Source organism: Ralstonia chuxiongensis (assembly GCF_024158925.1).
Taxonomy (GTDB): domain Bacteria; phylum Pseudomonadota; class Gammaproteobacteria; order Burkholderiales; family Burkholderiaceae; genus Ralstonia; species Ralstonia chuxiongensis.
The window spans coordinates 227,560-246,047 of sequence record NZ_JAMYWC010000002.1 but is presented as its reverse complement, the minus strand read 5'-3'; the positions used below and the strand labels follow the sequence as shown (position 1 = coordinate 246,047).

Genomic DNA, 18,488 nt, shown 5'->3' with positions numbered 1-18,488 from the left:
CCGCAGTGTCAATGCGCTGTCACAGGCAAACCTTGCGATCCGGTTAGGAAGTGGCGCACCCGCATCACGGACATGCAACACACGGCCACCAAAGTGCCGGGCATCGTTCAGGGAGCCAACGATGCACAACCATAAACTCACGAAGTACGCCGCCGCCGTGGCAGCCGCGCTCGCCATGGCCGCGTGCGGCAGCGACGGCACGTCCAGCAACGCCGGCAGCGCTGCGCCGGACGCCAACACACCGTCAACCGGACCGACCAAGAACGTCGTGTTCTTCCTCGGCGACGGCATGGGCATGACCACCATGACCGCCGCACGCATCTACAAGGTGGGCGAAGACGGCGAACTGACCATGGACACGCTGCCGGAAACCGGCTTCGTGCGCACCTTCTCGAACAACGCGCAGGTGACCGACTCGGCGCCGTCGATGTCTGCCTACATGACCGGCGTAAAGATGAACAACGAGGTCATCTCGATGTCTGCGGACACGATGGCCTATGACGCGGGCGGCAAGGATTACCTCTCGGGCGCCGACAGCACCTGCCCGAGCGGCAACGGCAAACCCGTGACGACGCTGCTCGAACTGATGAAGGCAGCAGGCTATGGCACGGGCGTGGTCACCACCACGCGCATCACGCACGCCACGCCGGCGGCCACGTATTCGCACATCTGCCACCGCGATGGCGAGAACACCATCGCCGCGCAACTCACGCCGGCGGGCAAGGGCTTCAACGCCGCGCTGGGTGATGGCGTGGACGTCGTCTTTGGCGGCGGGCGCAAGCACTTCCAGCCGAGCACGGCGGGCGGCGCGCGCACCGACGGCCGCGACCTGATCGCTGAACTCAAGGCCGGCGGCTACCGCTATGCCAGCAACAAAGCCGAGTTCGACACGCTGCAAGCCACGGACAGCAAGGTCGTGGGCCTGTTCACCAGTAGCCACATGTCGTACGACCTGGATCGTGACCCGAGCAAGGAACCGAGCCTGGGCGAAATGACCAACAAGGCCATCGACGTGCTCGCCGCCAAGAAGAAGGGCTTCTTCCTGATGGTGGAAGGCGGCCGCATCGACCACGCGCTGCACGAGACCACCGCGCGCAAGGCGCTGCAGGACACCGTGGCGTTCGACTCTGCCATCCGCGGCGCAATCGACAAGCTCAACACGATCGACCCGGGCCTGAAGAACACGCTGATCGTCGTGACGGCGGACCACGACCACACGCTGGTGCTCAACGGTTACGCCAAGCGCACGGGCCCGACCAGCGACAGCAACCCCGGCGTGCTCGGCTTGCTGAAGAACTACGTGACGGGCGCCAACGCCACCGACACGGGGGGCAACCCGTTCACCATCATCGGCTTCGGCACGGGTGAGAACCGCCCGGTCACGCGCGGCGCGCTGACGGATGCTGCCGTGTACGACAAGAGCTATCACCAGGAAGCCGTCATCCCGGTTGCGCCGGGCGGCGAAACGCACGGCGGCACCGATGTCTTCATCGGCGCACGCGGCCTGGGTGCCGAGCGCTTTACCGGCACGATGGACAACACCGAGGTCTTCGGCCTCATCAAGCAGGCCGTGGGTCTGTAAGAGGGAGAGGGCAATCATGAACAAGCAATCGAATCGCATCCCGAATCGCGTCATTCAAGCCGGCCTACTGGCGCTGGCAGCCGGTGCCTGCGCACAAGCGCACGCCGCCGGTGAAGCCAAGAACGTGATCTTCTTCCTGGGCGACGGCATGGGCCCGACCACCGTCACCGCCACGCGCATCTACAAGGTGGGCGAGGCTGGCAAGCTGACGATGGAATCGCTCAAGCGCACGGCGCGCATCAAGACGTATTCCAACGATGCGCAGACCACCGACAGCGCGCCGTCGATGTCGGCGTACATGACCGGCGTGAAGATGAATAACGAAGTCATCTCCATGTCGGCCGACACCAAGGCCAGCGATGCCACCGGCAAGGGCTACGTGAGCGGCGCAGACAGTACGTGCCCCGCCAACAACGGCACGCCGGCCGTGACGCTGCTGGAGCTGGCCAAGGCTGCCGGCAAGTCGGTGGGCGCGGTCACGACCACGCGCGTCACGCATGCCACGCCGGCCGCCACGTACTCGCACATCTGCCACCGCGACGGTGAAAACCAGATCGCTGCGCAGGGCGCGCCCGGCAACGCGCTGTACAACGCCGCGCTCAAGGACGGCCTGGACGTGCTGCTCGGCGGCGGCCGCCGTCACTACCTGCCGCAAGGCACGACGGGCAGCAAGCGCACCGACACGACCGACCTGACCGCCCAGTTCCAGACCGCCGGCTACACCTACGTGACCACCGGCACGGCACTGACCGCCGTCAACCCGGCCACGACGAACAAGCTGCTCGGCCTGTTCAACCTGGACCACATGAACTACGAGCTGGACCGCAAGAAGAACAATGTGGATGAGCCCAGCCTGGCCGACATGACCGAAAAGGCCATGCGCGTGCTGCAAAAGAACGGCAAGGGCTATTTCCTGATGGTGGAAGGCGGCCGCATCGACCACGCGCTGCACGGCACCAATGCCAAGCGCGCACTCGAAGATGCGGGCGCATTCGACGAAGCCATCAAGCGCGCGCTGTCGATTGCGGATCTGTCGAACACGCTGATTGTCGTCACGGCCGACCACGACCACACGATGACGATCAACGGCTACCCCCGCAAGGGCAACCCGATCCTGGGCGTGTCGAACGACATCAAAACCGGCCAGCCGCAATTGGCCGCCGACGGCCTGCCGTACACCACGCTGGTGTTCGGCAACGGCGGCACGCCGCGCAAGGCCACGCGCGACAACGTGGCCTCGGTCGACACGGCTGCAGACGATTACCTGCAGGAAGTGGGCGTGCAGCTCGGCACCCCTGGTTCGGAAACGCACGGCGGCGGGGATGTGATGCTGTTCTCCTCTGGTCCGGGCAGCACACCGCTGAAGGGCACGCTGGACAACACGAAAGTGTTCGGCGTGGTCAAGACGGCCATGGGCCTCTGATTCCTGCGTTTCCATTGATGCGCATGCCGGGTCATCGGCGTGCGCTTTTTTCGTTTCAGCCTGACCGAACTCGTATGACCCGATCTGCCCGCATTCTGTTTTCGTTCGCCTTCGCCGCGCTCGCTGCCACGGCACAGGCCGCCGGCCCGGCTTCGTCCAACTCGCTGACCGCCCTGCGCGTCGAACACCAACTGTCGTCGCTCGGCACTGACGGCATCCAGCGCGACGTCCGCTTTGCCGAGCGCGTCTATCGCCAGGGCGACCGCGTCTGGATCGCCCGCGAACTACCGCCCGCGTCGGCCCACGCCGAGCATGACCACGCCAACGCCCACGCCGGCCACAAACACGCCGACACCGACACCGCCCCACGCTGGATCGAACGCGACGCCAAGGGCGCGCTGACCGTGCGCGTGGTCAGCGAGTCGCAGCAGAAGAACTACGCCGTGGAACCGGCCGAATATTCCAACATCGGCTTCGACGGCTCGTGGGCGACGGCCTATCACCTGCTCGACCCGGCCGCGCTCAAGGGCATGCGCGTCGAAGGCCCGGTACGCAATGGCGTGCAGACTTACCGCTCGACGCAGGGCGAGCGCACCGTCACCGTCGATTGGGACGTGGCCGGCCAATACCCGCGTCGCGTGGAATCGCGCAACGCCACCGGCACGCAACGCAAGCTCACGCGCGTGACGGCATTGCCGGCGCCCGCCGCCGCACCGTGGGAGCGCGCCCAACGCTACGCCGCCGCCGATTACACCGACCTGATGGACTGACGCGCCGCCGTCTGCAGCCGGAGCGCGGGGCAGAAAGCCTCGCGCTCCAGGGTCGGAGAGTCGATCGCCAGCACCCAAGGCCGGTGCTCCGCTCTCCGAGCTTCAAATTTTCGACCTCGGAGGGCGGCCTTCCACGCTCCAACCCTCACGCTCCAGCCTTGGAGGGTGGCGAACGGCGCTCGGAGCCCCACGCGCGGCTCTCCAAGAGCCAACAAAACGGTGCTTTGACAGCGGTGCGCCGCGCTCTGAGCCCCGCGTTCGACCCTCGCGGGGTGACGCTCCACAGTTTGGGCCTCGTGATCGAGGGTCAGGGCGTCGCGCTCCACGGTCTGAGGCTCGCCTTCGGGCCAGAAACGATCGCCCCTTACGGTTTGAGCCTCGCGCCCGAGCCAAAAACCGTCGCGCTCCACGGTTTTCGCTTCGCGCTTGGGCCTGAAACCGTCGCCTTCCAAGGTCAGAGGCCGGCGCGTCGATCCGGCCGCGATAGCGCTATAGTGCGAAACACCCCCCCCAAACATTCGCACCGACATGACGATCACCGACCCGACCCTCGCTGCGTTTGCCGCTCCCGCCTCGCACGTGCCTCGCGTGCTCACCATCGCCGGTTCGGACAGTGGCGGCGGTGCGGGCATCCAGGCTGACCTGAAGACGTTTGCCGCGCTCGGCTGCTACGGCATGTCGGCCATCACGGCCATCACCGCACAGAACACGCTGGGTGTGACGGCGGTGGAATCGCTCACACCCGACATCGTCGCCGCGCAGATCGATGCCGTGGCAAGCGACATTGGCGTCGATGCGGCCAAGACCGGCATGCTGGGCACGCCGCAGGTGGTGGAGGCCATCCTCTCTGCGCTGGACCGCCACCCGATCGCCAACCTCGTCGTCGATCCGGTCATGGTCAGCACCAGCGGCGCGCAGCTCGGCAGCGATGCCACGGCGCAGGCGATGGCGAAGTGGCTGTTCCCCCGCGCGCTGCTCGTCACGCCCAACCTGCCGGAAGCCAGCGCGCTGCTCGGCCGCGAGGTGCTCACCGCCGACGACATGCTGCCCGCCGCGCGCGACCTGCTGGCGCTTGGGCCCCGCGCCGTGCTGCTCAAGGGCGGGCATCTGGCCGGCGCGTCTACCGCCGGCGAAGACGGCGTGCTGCAAGACGTGCTCGTCACCGCCGACGGCACCGAGCGCGTCTACGCCCATACCTACATCGACACGCCGCACACACACGGCACAGGCTGCACGTTGTCCGCCGCCATCGCCGCGCACCTGGCGCGCGGTGACACGCTGGAAGTGGCCATCGAAGCCTCGCTCGACTACCTGCTGCATGCCATCGGCGCGGGTCGGCATCTGGCGCTCGGGCGCGGCGCGGGTCCGTTGAACCACGGGTTCGCACCGCGGCCGCTCGCAGCACCGCGCTCGCTTGAAGTGGATGTCGACGAAGACTGATCAGGGGAGCTGCCATGAAACGCCTGCCGATCATGCTGGTTCGCTGCCTTCCGGTCGCTGCGCTGTGCGCGCTGCTCGGTGCCTGTAACGGCTACATCAGCCTGGGCTCGCCCATCGGCAGCGTTTTCTCGATTGGCGGCACGCTGACCGGGCTGCCCGGCGGCCAGTCGATCGTGTTGCTCAACAACGGCCGCGATTCGCTCACGCTGGCGGCCAACGGGCCGTTCGTGTTTGGCGGGCTGGTGCCATTCGACAATAGCTACGTGGTGACGATCAGCGCGCAGCCCGCATCGGCCAGTTGCGTGGTGACCAATGGCAGCGGCACGGTCAATGGCGATGTGAACAACGTGCAGGTGACGTGCCAGCCGCGCTAGGCCATCAACAAACATGGGCAAAAAAAAGCGCGGCTCTCGTCCGCGCTTTTTCTTTGCCACACCGATATTCACGCCGACGCCGCCGCCTGCTCCTTCGTCCACTTCTCCATGCGCTTGGCCATCTCATCGGGCGCCACGTCTTCCACATGCGTTGAGACCGTCCACACGTGGCCGAACGGGTCTTTGAGCGTGCCCGAACGGTCGCCGTAGAACTGGTCCACCACCGGGCGGACTTCCGTACCGCCGGCCTTCAGGGCATTGGCAAATACGGCGTCCACGTTGGGCACGTAGATCATCATCCCGACCGACGTGCTCTGCAGTGTGTCGGGGCTGGCGCAGGCCATGTTGGGGAATTCATCGGCCAGCATGATCGGTGAATTGCCGATGCGTATTTCAGCGTGCGCGATGGTGCCGTTGGGGCCGTTCATGCGCATGATTTCGGTGGCGCCGAAGGCCTGCTTGTAGAAGTCGATGGCGCGCGCGGCGCCTTTGATGCTCAGGTACGGGGTGACGCTGTGGTAACCCTCGGGGATGGGCTTGACCGTCATGTGTAGTCTCCTGCAGCGTGTTTTGGAAAGCCGCTGCGGCAACGACCGCAGCGGCGCACGAACAGGATAGGTCAGCGAAAAAGCGCTTGCGTGTCGAAACCCGTAGGACGTGCCGCCCGCGATGCTCAGGGGCGTACGTGCGCCGCGAACGTCGCTTGCAGCGCATCGACCGCAGCCGGCACATCGGCCGCCTGGGTGATGGCACGCACCACCGCCACAGAGCCCACGCCGGATTCCAGCACGCGCGGCATCGCTGCCAGATCGATGCCGCCGATGGCCACCAGCGGCGGCGCCGGCACACGCGTGCGCATGGCGGCCGCGTACGCGAACAAGCGGCCGAGACCCTGCGGCACGGTCGGCATGGTCTTGGTGGGCGTGGCAAACACGGCACCCAGCGCAAGGTAGCTCGGGTTCAGCGGTGCGACGCGCAGCATTTCGGCAAAGCCGTGCGTGCTGATGCCAAGGCGCAGACCGGCCGAGCGGATCGCCACCAGGTCAGCCTCGTCGATGTCTTCCTGGCCGAGGTGAATGCCGTAGATGCCGCTGTTGGGTACCTCTGCGTACACATCCAGCGCCACGCGCCAATGGTCGTTGATGAACAGGCGCGTAGCGCTGCCGCGTGCCGCTGCTTCTGCGCGGCGCACCTGGTCGATCACCGCCTGCGGGTCGTCCGACTTGAAGCGCAGCTGCACCGTCGGCACCTTCAGCGCGACGAGGCGCTCGACCCATTCAGCGTCCGGCACGACAGCGTAGATGCCGAGTTGCGTCGGGCACGGCGCAAAGGCGAGGTCCGCTGCGGTCGGGCACGGCAATGCCGGTTCGAGCACGCGGGGCAGGACGTCGAAGCGAGTCGGCCAGGCGAGCGCGTCGGCATTGCCTTCGGCGATCCACGCACGTGCCACGCACAGCGCATCGCGCGGCTCGAATGCCAGCGCAAGTGCTGCACCGAAGATGGCAGCAAAGCGCGCATCGAATGCATTGCCTTGTGCCGCAGACGCGAAGCGGTACGTGCCGAGGCGGTCGTACACGGTGTCGATGCGTTGATCGCCTTCCACTGCCGTCAGCACAACAGCGGCGCCCGCAGAGCGAGCACGTTCGGCTTGCGCCGTATCCGTCGTCAGCAGAACGGTGGCGGGGCTGGTGGCTTCATCGGCGCGGTCGGTCACGCTCCAGGCGTGCGGCGCGCGACCAAACGCTTCCACATGGCGATCGATGATCTGTGCGGCCAATGCAGCCGCTTCCGGCCACGCGGCGGAAAAACGCAAGGCGGATGCACTCATGCCTGCTTCTCTTCCGCATGCCAGAACGGCAACCCAACAACCGGCGTGCTGGCCTGCGCAACATCACGCTCAGGCATCGGGCCAGACAGGCGCGCGAGACGACCAGCCTGCGTGGCCATCGCAAACGCCTGCGCCATCGCCACCGGGTCGCCCGCCTGCGCGACAGCGGTGTTCAGCAGCACGGCGTCGTAGCCCCATTCCATGACTTGCGTGGCGTGAGACGGCACACCCAGGCCCGCATCGACGATGAGCGGCACGTTGGGCAGGCGCTCGCGCAGCAGGCGCAGGCCGTACGGGTTGGTGGGCCCGCGGCCGGTGCCGATGGGTGCGGCCCAGGGCATCAGCGCCTGGCAACCGACGTCGAGCAGGCGGCGGCACAGCACGAGGTCTTCGGTGCAGTACGGCAGCACCTTGAAGCCATCGCGGATGAGGCGTTCGGCGGCGGCGGGCAGGGCGAGCGTGTCCGGCTGCAGCGTGTAGTCATCGCCGATGACTTCGAGCTTGATCCAATCGGTCTCGAACACTTCGCGCGACATCTGCGCGAGCGTGTAAGCCTCGTCGGCGGAATAGCAACCAGCGGTATTCGGCAGCACGGGCACGCCGAGCGCGCGCAGCATCTTCCAGAAGCCAGCGCCGCCCTCGGGCGAGCCGGCGCTCTGGCGGCGCAGCGCGACCGTCAGCATGGCCGGGTTGGACACGCGCACCGCGTCTTCCAGCGATTGCGGCGACGGATAACGCGCCGTGCCGAGCAGCAGGCGCGAGGCGAAGGTCTCGTCGTACAGGCGCAGCGGGTCAGCCACGGTGGAAAGATTGGTTGTCGACATCAGAAACTCCTAGCCGCCCACGACAGGCTGCACGAGTGCAATGCGATCGCCCGCGTTGAGCGCATGCTGCGCATGGCGCGCCTTGGGCACGAAATCGCCATTCACCGATGCGGCAAACGGCGGGGCGATCTGCAGTTGCGGCGCGGCAGCACCAATGGCATCGGCCAGCGTGCTGCCCGCAGGCAGCGCGAGCGACAGGTCGTTGAGGGTGACGTTCAGCGTCATGACAAAACAGGTTCGGGGGATACGGCGCCAGCGAACAGCGCAGGCCATTCGCAGTCGTCCGTATCGAAGGCACAGCCGTCCAGCACGTCGCACGCCGCTGCCACCGCGGCTTGGGTGACGGCTGGCGCGATCATGTAGCCGTGCCGGTACAGGCCGTTGACCGAGAGCGTGCCAGCGCCATCCCAGCGGATGGCCGGACGGTGGTCCGGGAGCGTCGGCCGGCACTGCGTGTTCAGCTCGAGCACGCGCGCCTCGCCAAACGCGGGGTGCACGGCATAGGCCGCAGACAGCAGCTCCAGCGTGGAGCGCACGCTTGCCGGCGACATGTCGTCGGATTCAAGCTCGGTCGCACCAATTACGTAGACGTTGCCCGGCTTGGGCGCGATGTACAGCGGATAGCGCGGATGCAGCATGCGCACCGGCCGCGTGAGCGACACGTCGGGCGCATGGATGCGCGCCACCTCGCCGCGCAGGCCACGCAAGCGCGGCCATTGCGGCTTGGCACCCAGGCCACGGCAATCGAGCACGAGGCGCGCGCCAAGCCCTGCAGCGGCCAGCGCGTCGGGGCTTGGATCGGCAACTTCCGTGTTCCAGCGCAGTTGCACGCCCAGCGCTTCGAGCTCGGTCGCCAGCGCATCCAACACGCCGCGCGGGTCGAGCTGACCTTCGCCCGCCAGATACAGACCTTGCGTGAAGCGTTGCGCGAGCAGCGGCTCGAGCTGGGCAATGCCCGTTGCGTCTACGGCACGCAGATCGGCGGCCACGCGCTCGGGCGGCGCGGCATTGCGCACGTGGTTGGCAAACAGCGATGCCTCTCCACGGTCTGCCGCATGCCACACCACCAGCGTGCCGGCCTCCTGGAAGAAGACCGGCGTGCGTAGCTTGGGCAACCAATCGCGCCACAGCGCCAGGCTCGCCAACCCCAAGTCGACGACGAAACGATCGGCCACGGCAGCTTCGGCCAATGGCGCCAGCATGGCTGCAGCAACATACGCGGCGGCACCGCTGCCGTCGCGCGGGCCGCGCTCCACCACGGCAATGCGCGCGGGGGGCACCCCCGTTTGCGCGAGTTGCCAGGCACACAGGCGGCCAGCGAGGCCGCCACCGAGGATCGTTACGTCGAATGAAGTCGAGGTTGGCATTGCACCGGTTGGTTAGCTGTAGATCTTGCTGCCGCTCTTGCGGAACTCGATCGACTTCTCTTCCATGCCCGCAGTTGGGTTAACTGCTGCGGCAGTGGCGTTGGCGTCGAGCGATGCCGCGTAGTCGCGCACTTCCTGCGTGATCTTCATCGAGCAGAACTTCGGACCGCACATCGAACAGAAATGCGCGATCTTGGCGCCCTCGGCCGGCAGCGTTTCATCGTGGAAGGCGCGTGCCTTCTCCGGATCGAGGCCGAGGTTGAACTGGTCTTCCCAGCGGAATTCGAAGCGAGCCTTCGACAGCGCGTTGTCACGGAGCTGCGCGCCCGGCCAGCCCTTGGCAAGGTCAGCCGCGTGCGCAGCGATCTTGTAGGTGATGATGCCTTCGCGCACGTCTTCCTTGTCCGGCAGGCCCAGGTGTTCCTTGGGCGTGACGTAGCAGAGCATGGCGGTGCCGTACCAGCCGATGTTGGCTGCGCCGATGCCGCTGGTGATGTGGTCATAGCCCGGGGCGATGTCGGTCACCAGCGGGCCCAGCGTGTAGAACGGCGCTTCGAAGCAGTGCTTCAGCTCTTCGTCCATGTTGGCCTGCACGCGTTGCAGCGGCACGTGGCCCGGGCCCTCGATCATGACCTGCACGTCGTGCTCCCACGCCTTCTTGGTGAGTTCACCCAGCGTGTGCAGCTCGCCAAATTGCGCGGCGTCGTTCGAGTCGGCAATGCAACCCGGGCGCAGACCATCGCCCAGGCTGAACGACACGTCGTACGCCTTCATGATTTCGCAGATCTCGTCGAAGTGCGTGTACAGGAAGTTTTCCTTGTGATGCGCCAGGCACCACTTGGCCATGATCGAACCACCGCGCGAGACGATGCCCGTGATGCGGTCGGCCGTGAGCGGCACGTAGCGCAGCAGCACGCCCGCGTGGATGGTGAAATAGTCCACGCCTTGCTCAGCCTGTTCGATCAGCGTGTCGCGGAACATCTCCCACGTCAGGTCTTCGGCCACGCCGCCGGTCTTGTCCAGCGCCTGGTAGATGGGCACCGTGCCGATGGGCACCGGCGAGTTGCGCAGGATCCATTCGCGCGTCTCGTGGATGTGCTTGCCGGTGGACAAGTCCATGATCGTGTCGGCGCCCCAGCGGATTGCCCACACCATCTTTTCCACTTCCTCGGCCAGCGATGACGTCACCGCCGAGTTGCCGAGGTTGCCGTTGATCTTCACGCGGAAGTTGCGGCCGATGGCCATCGGCTCCAGCTCGGTGTGGTTGATGTTGGCGGGGATGATCGCGCGGCCTGCAGCGATTTCCGCACGCACGAATTCCGGCGTGATGTCTTCCGGGCGCTGCGGCAGATTGGCGCCGTACGAGAAGCCCGGATGCTGCTTGAGCAGTTGGCGGTACTCGGGCTTGTCTTGCAGCGCCTGCAGGTTCAGCGATTCACGCAGCGCGACGTATTCCATTTCGGGCGTGATGATGCCGCGACGCGCGTAGTGCATCTGGCTCACGTTGGCGCCGGCCTTGGCGCGGCGCGGGTTCGTCAGTTGTGCAAAGCGCAGGTGGGCCGTGGCCGGATCATTGGCACGCGTGCGGCCGTATTCGGACGACAGGCCCGAGAGGATTTCCGTATCGCCGCGCTCGTCGATCCACTTGGCGCGCAGCGGGGCCAAGCCCGCCTTCAGATCAATGTGCACGTCCGGGTCGGAGTACGGGCCCGAGGTGTCGTACACCGGCACCGGCGGGTTCAGCATCTCGCCCTTGTCGGTGCGCGTGGCGGTCTGCTTGATGGTGCGCATCGGCACGCGGATATCCGGGCGGCTGCCGTTGATGTAGGTCTTGCTGGAGGCCGGATAGGCGAACTTCTGGTCGAGCTCGGACTGCAGCGAGTCGAACGATGCGGCGGGGGCGTTTTTGGCTTGGGGCATGGTCTCGTCCTAGATTCTGTGGCCTGGTGGAGCAGGCAGTGGACGAAACCGGGAGAGGTGGCGTGACCCGAAGAACTGAGGGGTGGCTGCCAGAGACTACGCGGTGTTCTGAAACTTCCCACGCCGGTACGAACCGGATCGGGTGCGAAGGGACTCTCTCAGCCGCACGGCCCATCCGTACGGCACCCCTGTTTCATCCAACGAGGCTGAATTTAAGCACAGGGCTGCCGGCGTTGCCAGCACGAAAACCAATGAGGTGACGGCCGACGGGTCATTTCAGTCCAAACCGCCATGCAATGTGCGGCGGCGCGCACTGACGCAGCCGGCCTTGATCTTGCGCAACCCCGCTGCGTTTCACCTATGCGACGCTCAATCCCTTTTCTATTGCATTGCGGCATTGCCGCTGGGAGTTGTCATGCTGGAGCGTCGGTTCAAACTCGCGGGGCGCAGCCTCGTACCCATCGTGCAGGGCGGGATGGGCGTGGGTATTTCGGCGCACCGGCTGGCCGGCGCCGTGGCGCGCGAAGGCGGCGTCGGCACCATCGCCAGCATCGACTTGCGGCATCACCATGCGGATCTCATCGCCGCGACCGAGAAATCGCGCGACAAGGACGCCATCAACGCCGCCAACCTCGTCGCGCTGGACCGCGAAATCCGCGCCGCGCGTGAAGGCAGCCAGGGCAACGGCATGATCGCCGTGAACGTGATGAAGGCGGTGGAATCGCACCCCGCGCTCGTGCGCCAGGCGTGCGAGAGCGGCGCCGATGCCATCGTCATGGGCGCGGGGCTTCCGCTCGATCTGCCCGAGATGACCGCCGAGCACCCGAGGGTTGCACTGATCCCGATTCTTTCTGACTCACGCGGCGTGGGCGTGGTGCTCAAGCGGTGGATGAAGAAGTCTCGGTTGCCGGATGCGGTGGTGATCGAGCATCCGACGCATGCGGGCGGGCACTTGGGCGCAGCCCGCATTGAGGATTTGCGCGACGAGCGCTTTTCGTTCGCGCGCGTGCTGGACGAATGCCGTGAACTGTTCATCAAGCTGGGGCTGGCTGCGGAACAGATTCCGATCATCCTGGCCGGCGGCATTGATTCGCATGCCAAGGTGAAGCACTGGCTCGACAAGGGCGCCGCTGCGGTGCAGCTCGGCACTGCGTTTGCGGTGACGGAAGAGGGCGATGCGCACGTGCGCTTCAAGCGGGTGCTGACGGGCGCGGAGCAAGGCGATATCGGCGAATTCGTCAGCGTGGCCGGGTTGCCGGCGCGGGCGGTGATGACGCCTTGGCTGTCGCGTTATCTCTCCCGCGAAAGCGCGCTGCAGGCCAAGGCCAAGGTGCGGGATTGCCTGCAGGGGTTCGATTGCTTGCAGACGTGCGGGCTGCGGGATGGGATTGGGAAGGTCGGGCAGTTCTGCATTGACCTGAAGCTTGCGCAGGCGCTGCGCGGGGATGTGGAGCGCGGGCTGTTTTTCCGTGGGGCCGGGAAGTTGCCGTTTGGGCAAGCGATTCGGCCGGTGCGGGAGCTGATGCATTACCTGCTGACTGGGGAAAAGCCGGCGTGATCCTGGACGGTTAGCTGATGCGCTGACATCTCGTCCGAAACAAAAAGCCAGCCCGAAGGCTGGCTTTTTGTTGGGCGCTTACCGCCTATTGGCTCAGAACGGTGCAGCAAACGTCAACCGAATCCCCTGCTGCAAACCACCCATCCCCGCCATCACGCTGTAGTCCAGCCCAAACGTGAGCGGCCCGGTGCGGAACTTCGTTCCCAACCCGATCTGCATGCGATCGCGGCCAAACGGCGTACCCGGCACGTAGTATGCGGGGCCCGCCGATGCCAGATCGGCGTATGCCAACCCCGCGTTGCTCTGCCCATTGAAGTCGTGCTGGTACTCCACCCGAGCGAACGGCAGGAACGTGCCCCACTTGGTCTTCTGCGTGTATTCCGCACGCAGGCCCAGCGTGCCGGATACCGTCGTCACCGTCTGATCGAAATACGTCAGCGCGTTGAGACCGGCGCCCGATTCGGTGAACTGATCCAGCGTCGATTGCGAGACCGCCAGGCGTCCGTAAGGCGAGATCAGCCACGTGCGATCGCGATGCTCATAGCCGGCCGACACGGAGGCGAACACTTGCTTGCCGTTGCGCTTGCCGGTGGCGAAGTCGTTGGAGTCCGTCACCCAGCGGCGCGAGTCGAAACTGAGCGTGCCGAAGCCGGCCACACCATCGACGAACAACGAAGGCAGCGGGCGATAGCTGCCGTAGAGCGCAAGGCTATAGCTGTCGCCCGTGCTCTTGGTGCCCGCGTTGCCGATGTCGGTGGAGTCACGCCCGTAGCCGAAGCCGCCACCAATCGAGAGCTGATCCGACACGCGATAGTCTGCGCCGGCCGTCACACCGCCTGTGGTGAAGCGGAAACCGGAGCGTTGCGTGCCCGCGTTGGCGAAACCAAAGTCCAGCGTACCGGCGCTCCAGAACGCGAGATTCGGGTCAGTGTTGTCCGGGCCAGCGCCGGCTGCATCAGCACCGGGCAGGTCGGGACCCGCATCGGCGTTCGACTTGTCGGTGTTGCCGTTGGCCGCATCGGTGTTGCGCTTGCCGCGCGCGAATGGCCGCACGCCCTGGCCGTCACCGCGCATGCAGGCATCGTGCGCGGCAATGCCGGCGACATCCTGGCAACGCGCTTGCATGTCCACGCGCTGGCCCGGCATGGCGACAGTCAAACCGTTGCCCGACGGTGCCCGGCCAGTGCCATGCAGCGCTTCCAGGCGACGGTTGTAGTTGTCGATCTGCGTGGTGGCAAAGCGGCGCGCAGCCTGGACTTGCGCGTTGATCAGACCTGCCACATCCGGGTCGGCCGAGGGGTCCTTGCGCGGCGCCACGCTCACCTGCACCGTGGCCGGTGCCGAGGTGGCAAACGCGTTGGACAGCGTGTAAGTCAGCACGGCCTGGCCGCTGTAGGTGCCCGACGGCGTGAAGTTCAGCACATAGGTCGATGCCGCCGCAGCCGGGCTCCTCACGCCCGCCGGCGTCTGCACAGCCTTCTGCACGATCGTGGCCGTGCCGGCGTTGGCTGGCACCACCGACACCAGCGTCGCTCCCGTGAAGGGGCCGCCCGTGGCGCCTTCGGTCAAGTCCACGCTCACCGCCTGGCCAGATGACGTGATGGCCTGTTTCTGCGCTACGGCAATGGGCACCGCATTCACGTTGACCGTCACCGGAATCGGCGCGGATGTGCCAGCCGTGTTGATCAGCGCATAGGTGAAGTTGACTGCGCCGGAGGTGGTCGGGGTGGGGGTGTAGACGATGTCCAGACCGTTGACGACGGCAGTGCCGCTGGCAGGCGGACTGACAATCGCAATGGACGAGAACGGACCGCCCGTTGCATTGGCCGTTGCATGCAGCGTGATCGGTGCCGTCGACATGGTGGTGGCCGTGATTGCCGGCGCAGTGCCGATCACCTGGCCCACCGTGATCGTGTAGCTGCGTGTCCCGTTGTACGGGGCGCCGGTGCCTGTGCTGCTGTCAGTGGCCTTCACGGTGAAGGTGCTGCTGCCCAGCGTAGTGGGCGTGCCCGACAGAACGCCTGTGCTGGCGTTCAGGCTGAGGCCCGCGGGCAACGTACCTGTGGACACGGCGTACGTGTAAGGCGCGGTGCCGCCGGCCGCACTGAAGGTCTGGCTGTAGGCCGTGGTGATCTGGGCCGAATTGGCGGCCGCAGGACTCACCGTGACCGTGGGCGCACCGATGGTGACGCTGTAGGCACGGCTGGCCGTGAAGCTATTCGCATCCGTCGCCGTGATGGTGAAGTTGAACGTTCCGCCTGCGGTGGGCGTGCCCGAGAGGACGCCGGTGGTGGTGTTCAAGCTCAGGCCTGCCGGCAACGCACCCGCCGTCACAGCGTAGGTGTACGGCGCGGTGCCATTGGCTGCCGAGATGGTTTGGCTGTACGCCGATGCAATCGCCGGGTTGGGCAGCGTGGCCGGCGATACCGTCACGCTAGGCGCGGCGATGGTGAGCGTATAGACACCGCCTACCGCAAATGGAGCGCCCGTCCCCGTCGAACTGTCGGTCGCGGTGACAGTAAAGCTGACCGTGCCGGCCGTGGTTGGAGTACCTGACAGCGTGCCGGTGGCGCCGTTCCACGTCAGGCCCGCGGGCATGGTGCCGCTGTTGACCACGAGGCCATAGATGTATGGGCTCGTACCACCACTTGCCGTGAAGTTGCGGCTGTACGCCGTGCCTGCCACACCGCTGAGAGAACCCGAGGCCGGTGTGATGGTCAAGGTGGGCGACGCGATCGTCAAGGAGTAGGCACGGCTTCCGGTGTAGGGGCCGGTTCCGGTACTGCTGTCAGTCGCGGTGACGGTGAAGTTGAACACGCCACCCGACGTGGACGTACCCGACAGCGTGCCGTTACTGGACAGCGTCAGCCCCGCCGGCAGCGAACCCGCCGTGACGGCATACGTGTAGGAACCTGTGCCGCCGCTGGCCAAGATGGTCTGGCTGTAAGCCGTAGCGACGGTAGCGCCCGGCAGCGTGCTCGGACTCACCGTGACGGTGGCAGCGCCCACCGTCAGGGTGTACGCACGCGAGCCGGTATAGCTGTTGGCGTCGGTGGCCGTGACGGTGAAGTTGAAGGTGCCGCCCGCCGTGGGCGTGCCAGTGATCGCCCCGGTGCTGCCATTCAAGCTCAGGCCCGCTGGCAGCGCACCCGCAGTCAGTGCGTAGCTATAAGGCGCGGCACCCCCGCTGGCCGTGGCAGTCTGGCTGTAGGCGGCGCCGACAGTTGCCGCACTCAGTGTGGTGGGCGACACAGTAATGGTGGGCGCCGAGGTGGTCAGCGTGTAGGTGCCAGACGTGCTGTACGGCCCCGTGCCAGTTGCGTGGTCGGTGGCAGTCACCGTGAAATTGACCACGCCCGTGGTGGTGGGCGTACCGGACAACACGCCGGTGCCGGTGTTGAACGAGAGACCGGTCGGCATCGTCCCGCTATTGACCGCAAGGCTATAGGTGTATGGCGCCAGACCGCCGCTGCCTGTGAAGGTCTGGCTGTAAGCCACGCCGGCCGAAGCGCTGAGGCTGCCCGATGCCGGTGTGATCGCCAACGTGGGCGCATTGACGACCAGCGAATAGGCGCGGCTGCCCGTATACGGGCCGCTGCCGGTACTGCTATCGGTGGTGGTCACGGTGAAGTTGAACGTGCCGCCTGCCGTGGGCGTCCCCGACAGCACGCCGCCAGAACTGAGCGTGAGGCCGGCCGGCAACGCTCCAGCAGTGATGGCGTAGGTGTAGGCCGCCGTACCGCCGCTGGCCGTTATCGTCTGGCTGTATGCCGTTGCAACGGTGGCATTGCTCAGTGTGGACGGCGAGAGCGTGATCGTCGGTGCGGCGACGGTCAGCGTGAGCGTACCGCTGGTCGCCGTGAACGGGCCGGTGCCTGTGCTGCTGTCGGTGGCCGTGACGGTGAAGTTGAACGTACCGCCCGCCGTGGGCGTGCCCGACAGCGTGCCGTCGCTGGCCAGCGAGATGCCCGCCGGCAGCGCACCCGACGCGATCGTGTAGGTATAAGGCGCCGTGCCGCCACTGGCCGAAGCCAGCGTTTGGCTATAAGCCGTACCCACCGTGCCGGCTGCAGGCGAGGACGGCCCATATGTGACTGTCGGATTCGACACGGTGACGGTCACGGTGGCCGGAGCAGACGTGCCGCCCGCGTTGGTTGCCGTGTACGTGAATGAGTCCGAGCCAGAGTAGGACGCGCTGGGCGTGTAGGTGATCGACGTGCCCGACGCGGTGGCTGTGCCGTGCGCTGCCTGCGTTGCGACGGCCACGCCGGTCGGCGTGCCTCCGGTGATGTTCAGCGTGACGGGGTTGCTTGTACTGCCGTGTGTAACGGTGGTGCTGACCGCGTTCGCAACGGGAGGCGCCACAAAGGTGTATCGGTCGGCGATGCCGGTGGTGCTGGTTCCGCTAGCGTTGGTCACGGTGACGTCAACAGTGCCAGCGGCCCCTGCCGGCGAGGTGGCCGTGATCTGCGTGGCGCTATCAATAGTGAAGCCGGTGGCGTTGGTCGCGCCAAACTTGACCGCCGTTACGCTGGTGAAATTGGTGCCCGTAATGGTGACGGAGGTGCTGCCTGCGGTGGGGCCTGAGCTCGGCGAAATGCTCGTCACCGTCGGCGCAGGGTTGATGACAGTGATGATGACGGTACCGCTCGGTGTGTAGGTGACACCGTCGTCACTGGTATAGAACACGGCCGTGTCAGTGCCGCTGAAGTTGGTGGCCGGGGTATAGACGAAACCACTGATGTTTGGGTCCCCGGCTGGAGGCACAAACCCGTTGTAGACCGCAATGGTGCCGCCCTGTGCGGTGGGCGTCGTTTGCGCGGGCGGGTCCGTATTGTTGCCGTTGCCCGCGCTGTCGAATGCGATGGGGATTATGCCGCCATGCTCGCAGTTAGCTTGATCGGTGGGAGTGAAGGAATAGGCCTTCTTGGTGTTGATTGTCGTTGAGAACGTGACCGTACACGAACTCGCAAACGCCCCCTGCGACAACACCGTCAGCCAAATCGCCAGCACGGCCAGCAGGCCCCGGCGCATCCATTCCCGCCCCTGCGCCTTCAGGCACCTGAACATTGACCATCCGGCGACCCCACGCCGGCCATACGGGCTGCTTTGTTTCAGCACGCGCATTTCTCCCTCGCTCCGCCCGCTCTGTCGCGGGCTTTTCTCTTTGTGTCGTCATGGGAAATTCAGTGCCCGATCCCTATCAGGCACTCCCCGGTAATGAGGGGAAATAGCGCGCAGATTTGAACACCTACAATCCATTGCATAGCGTCTAACCAGGCAATGATTAAGCGTTAACCCTCACAAATACCCCCCGGCAGATCAATGCCCCTTTGTTTCTTTTAAAATGAGCAGGCGTAATGATCCCGACGCGATGCTATGAAAGGTGTCCCGTGTCGTCA

The 18,488-nt window shown here is 65.9% G+C and carries 13 protein-coding genes and 1 riboswitch; of the genes, 6 read left to right on the top strand and 7 right to left on the bottom strand.

Annotated features, from left to right (window positions below):
• Positions 1 to 121 precede the first annotated feature (121 nt).
• From NKG59_RS05780 to NKG59_RS05760, 5 genes are all read left to right on the top strand, one after another.
• A complete protein-coding gene (locus NKG59_RS05780; protein WP_253535858.1) occupies positions 122 to 1,582 on the top strand; it encodes an alkaline phosphatase in 1,461 nt (486 codons plus the stop codon).
• A 16-nt stretch (positions 1,583 to 1,598) separates the two neighbouring features.
• Positions 1,599 to 3,005, top strand: coding sequence for an alkaline phosphatase (locus tag NKG59_RS05775; protein WP_253535857.1), 1,407 nt, complete (start codon positions 1,599 to 1,601; stop codon positions 3,003 to 3,005).
• 74 nt (positions 3,006 to 3,079) lie between these two features.
• Positions 3,080 to 3,775, top strand: a complete 696-nt coding sequence (locus NKG59_RS05770) for a hypothetical protein (RefSeq protein WP_253535856.1) — start codon at positions 3,080 to 3,082, stop codon at positions 3,773 to 3,775.
• Positions 3,776 to 4,303: 528 nt separating this feature from the next.
• Entirely contained in the window at positions 4,304 to 5,215 is a 912-nt protein-coding gene (gene thiD, locus NKG59_RS05765; protein ID WP_253535855.1) for a bifunctional hydroxymethylpyrimidine kinase/phosphomethylpyrimidine kinase, read from the top strand.
• 14 nt (positions 5,216 to 5,229) lie between these two features.
• Positions 5,230 to 5,589 carry a hypothetical protein gene (locus NKG59_RS05760; RefSeq protein WP_253535854.1) on the top strand — a complete coding sequence of 120 codons (360 nt, stop codon included), beginning with the start codon at positions 5,230 to 5,232 and terminating at the stop codon, positions 5,587 to 5,589.
• Positions 5,590 to 5,657: 68 nt separating this feature from the next.
• On the opposite strand, the gene NKG59_RS05755 is transcribed toward NKG59_RS05760, so the two are convergent.
• The 6 genes from NKG59_RS05755 to thiC all read right to left on the bottom strand — a co-directional run bounded on the left by NKG59_RS05755 (position 5,658) and on the right by thiC (position 11,528).
• Positions 5,658 to 6,137 (bottom strand): VOC family protein, encoded by a 480-nt coding sequence (locus NKG59_RS05755; RefSeq protein WP_253535853.1) that lies wholly within the window; start codon positions 6,135 to 6,137, stop codon positions 5,658 to 5,660.
• A 125-nt stretch (positions 6,138 to 6,262) separates the two neighbouring features.
• A complete protein-coding gene (locus NKG59_RS05750) occupies positions 6,263 to 7,417 on the bottom strand; it encodes a thiamine phosphate synthase (RefSeq protein ID WP_253535852.1) in 1,155 nt (384 codons plus the stop codon).
• Positions 7,414 to 8,241: a thiazole synthase gene (locus NKG59_RS05745; RefSeq protein WP_253535851.1), complete on the bottom strand. Its 828-nt coding sequence runs from the start codon at positions 8,239 to 8,241 to the stop codon at positions 7,414 to 7,416. The genes NKG59_RS05750 and NKG59_RS05745 overlap by 4 nt, the downstream gene beginning before the upstream one ends.
• A 9-nt stretch (positions 8,242 to 8,250) precedes the next feature.
• Positions 8,251 to 8,466, bottom strand: coding sequence for a sulfur carrier protein ThiS (gene thiS / locus NKG59_RS05740; RefSeq protein ID WP_045205182.1), 216 nt, complete (start codon positions 8,464 to 8,466; stop codon positions 8,251 to 8,253).
• The gene (locus NKG59_RS05735; RefSeq protein WP_253535850.1) at positions 8,463 to 9,608 is read right to left on the bottom strand and encodes an FAD-dependent oxidoreductase; all 1,146 of its coding nucleotides are present in this window, start codon (positions 9,606 to 9,608) and stop codon (positions 8,463 to 8,465) included. Before NKG59_RS05735 ends, thiS begins: the two co-directional genes overlap by 4 nt.
• A 12-nt stretch (positions 9,609 to 9,620) precedes the next feature.
• On the bottom strand, positions 9,621 to 11,528 hold the full coding sequence (thiC, locus tag NKG59_RS05730; protein ID WP_045205184.1) for a phosphomethylpyrimidine synthase ThiC: 1,908 nt from the start codon (positions 11,526 to 11,528) through the stop codon (positions 9,621 to 9,623).
• Between the two features lie 98 nt (positions 11,529 to 11,626).
• Positions 11,627 to 11,728, bottom strand: a riboswitch (TPP riboswitch).
• Positions 11,729 to 11,943: 215 nt separating this feature from the next.
• Between thiC and NKG59_RS05725 the strand changes: the two genes are divergently transcribed.
• Entirely contained in the window at positions 11,944 to 13,086 is a 1,143-nt protein-coding gene (locus tag NKG59_RS05725; protein WP_253535849.1) for an NAD(P)H-dependent flavin oxidoreductase, read from the top strand.
• A 93-nt stretch (positions 13,087 to 13,179) separates the two neighbouring features.
• Here NKG59_RS05725 and NKG59_RS05720 read toward each other — a convergent pair whose 3' ends face one another.
• Positions 13,180 to 18,213, bottom strand: a complete 5,034-nt coding sequence (locus tag NKG59_RS05720) for a putative Ig domain-containing protein (RefSeq protein ID WP_315862594.1) — start codon at positions 18,211 to 18,213, stop codon at positions 13,180 to 13,182.
• Positions 18,214 to 18,488: the final 275 nt, after the last annotated feature.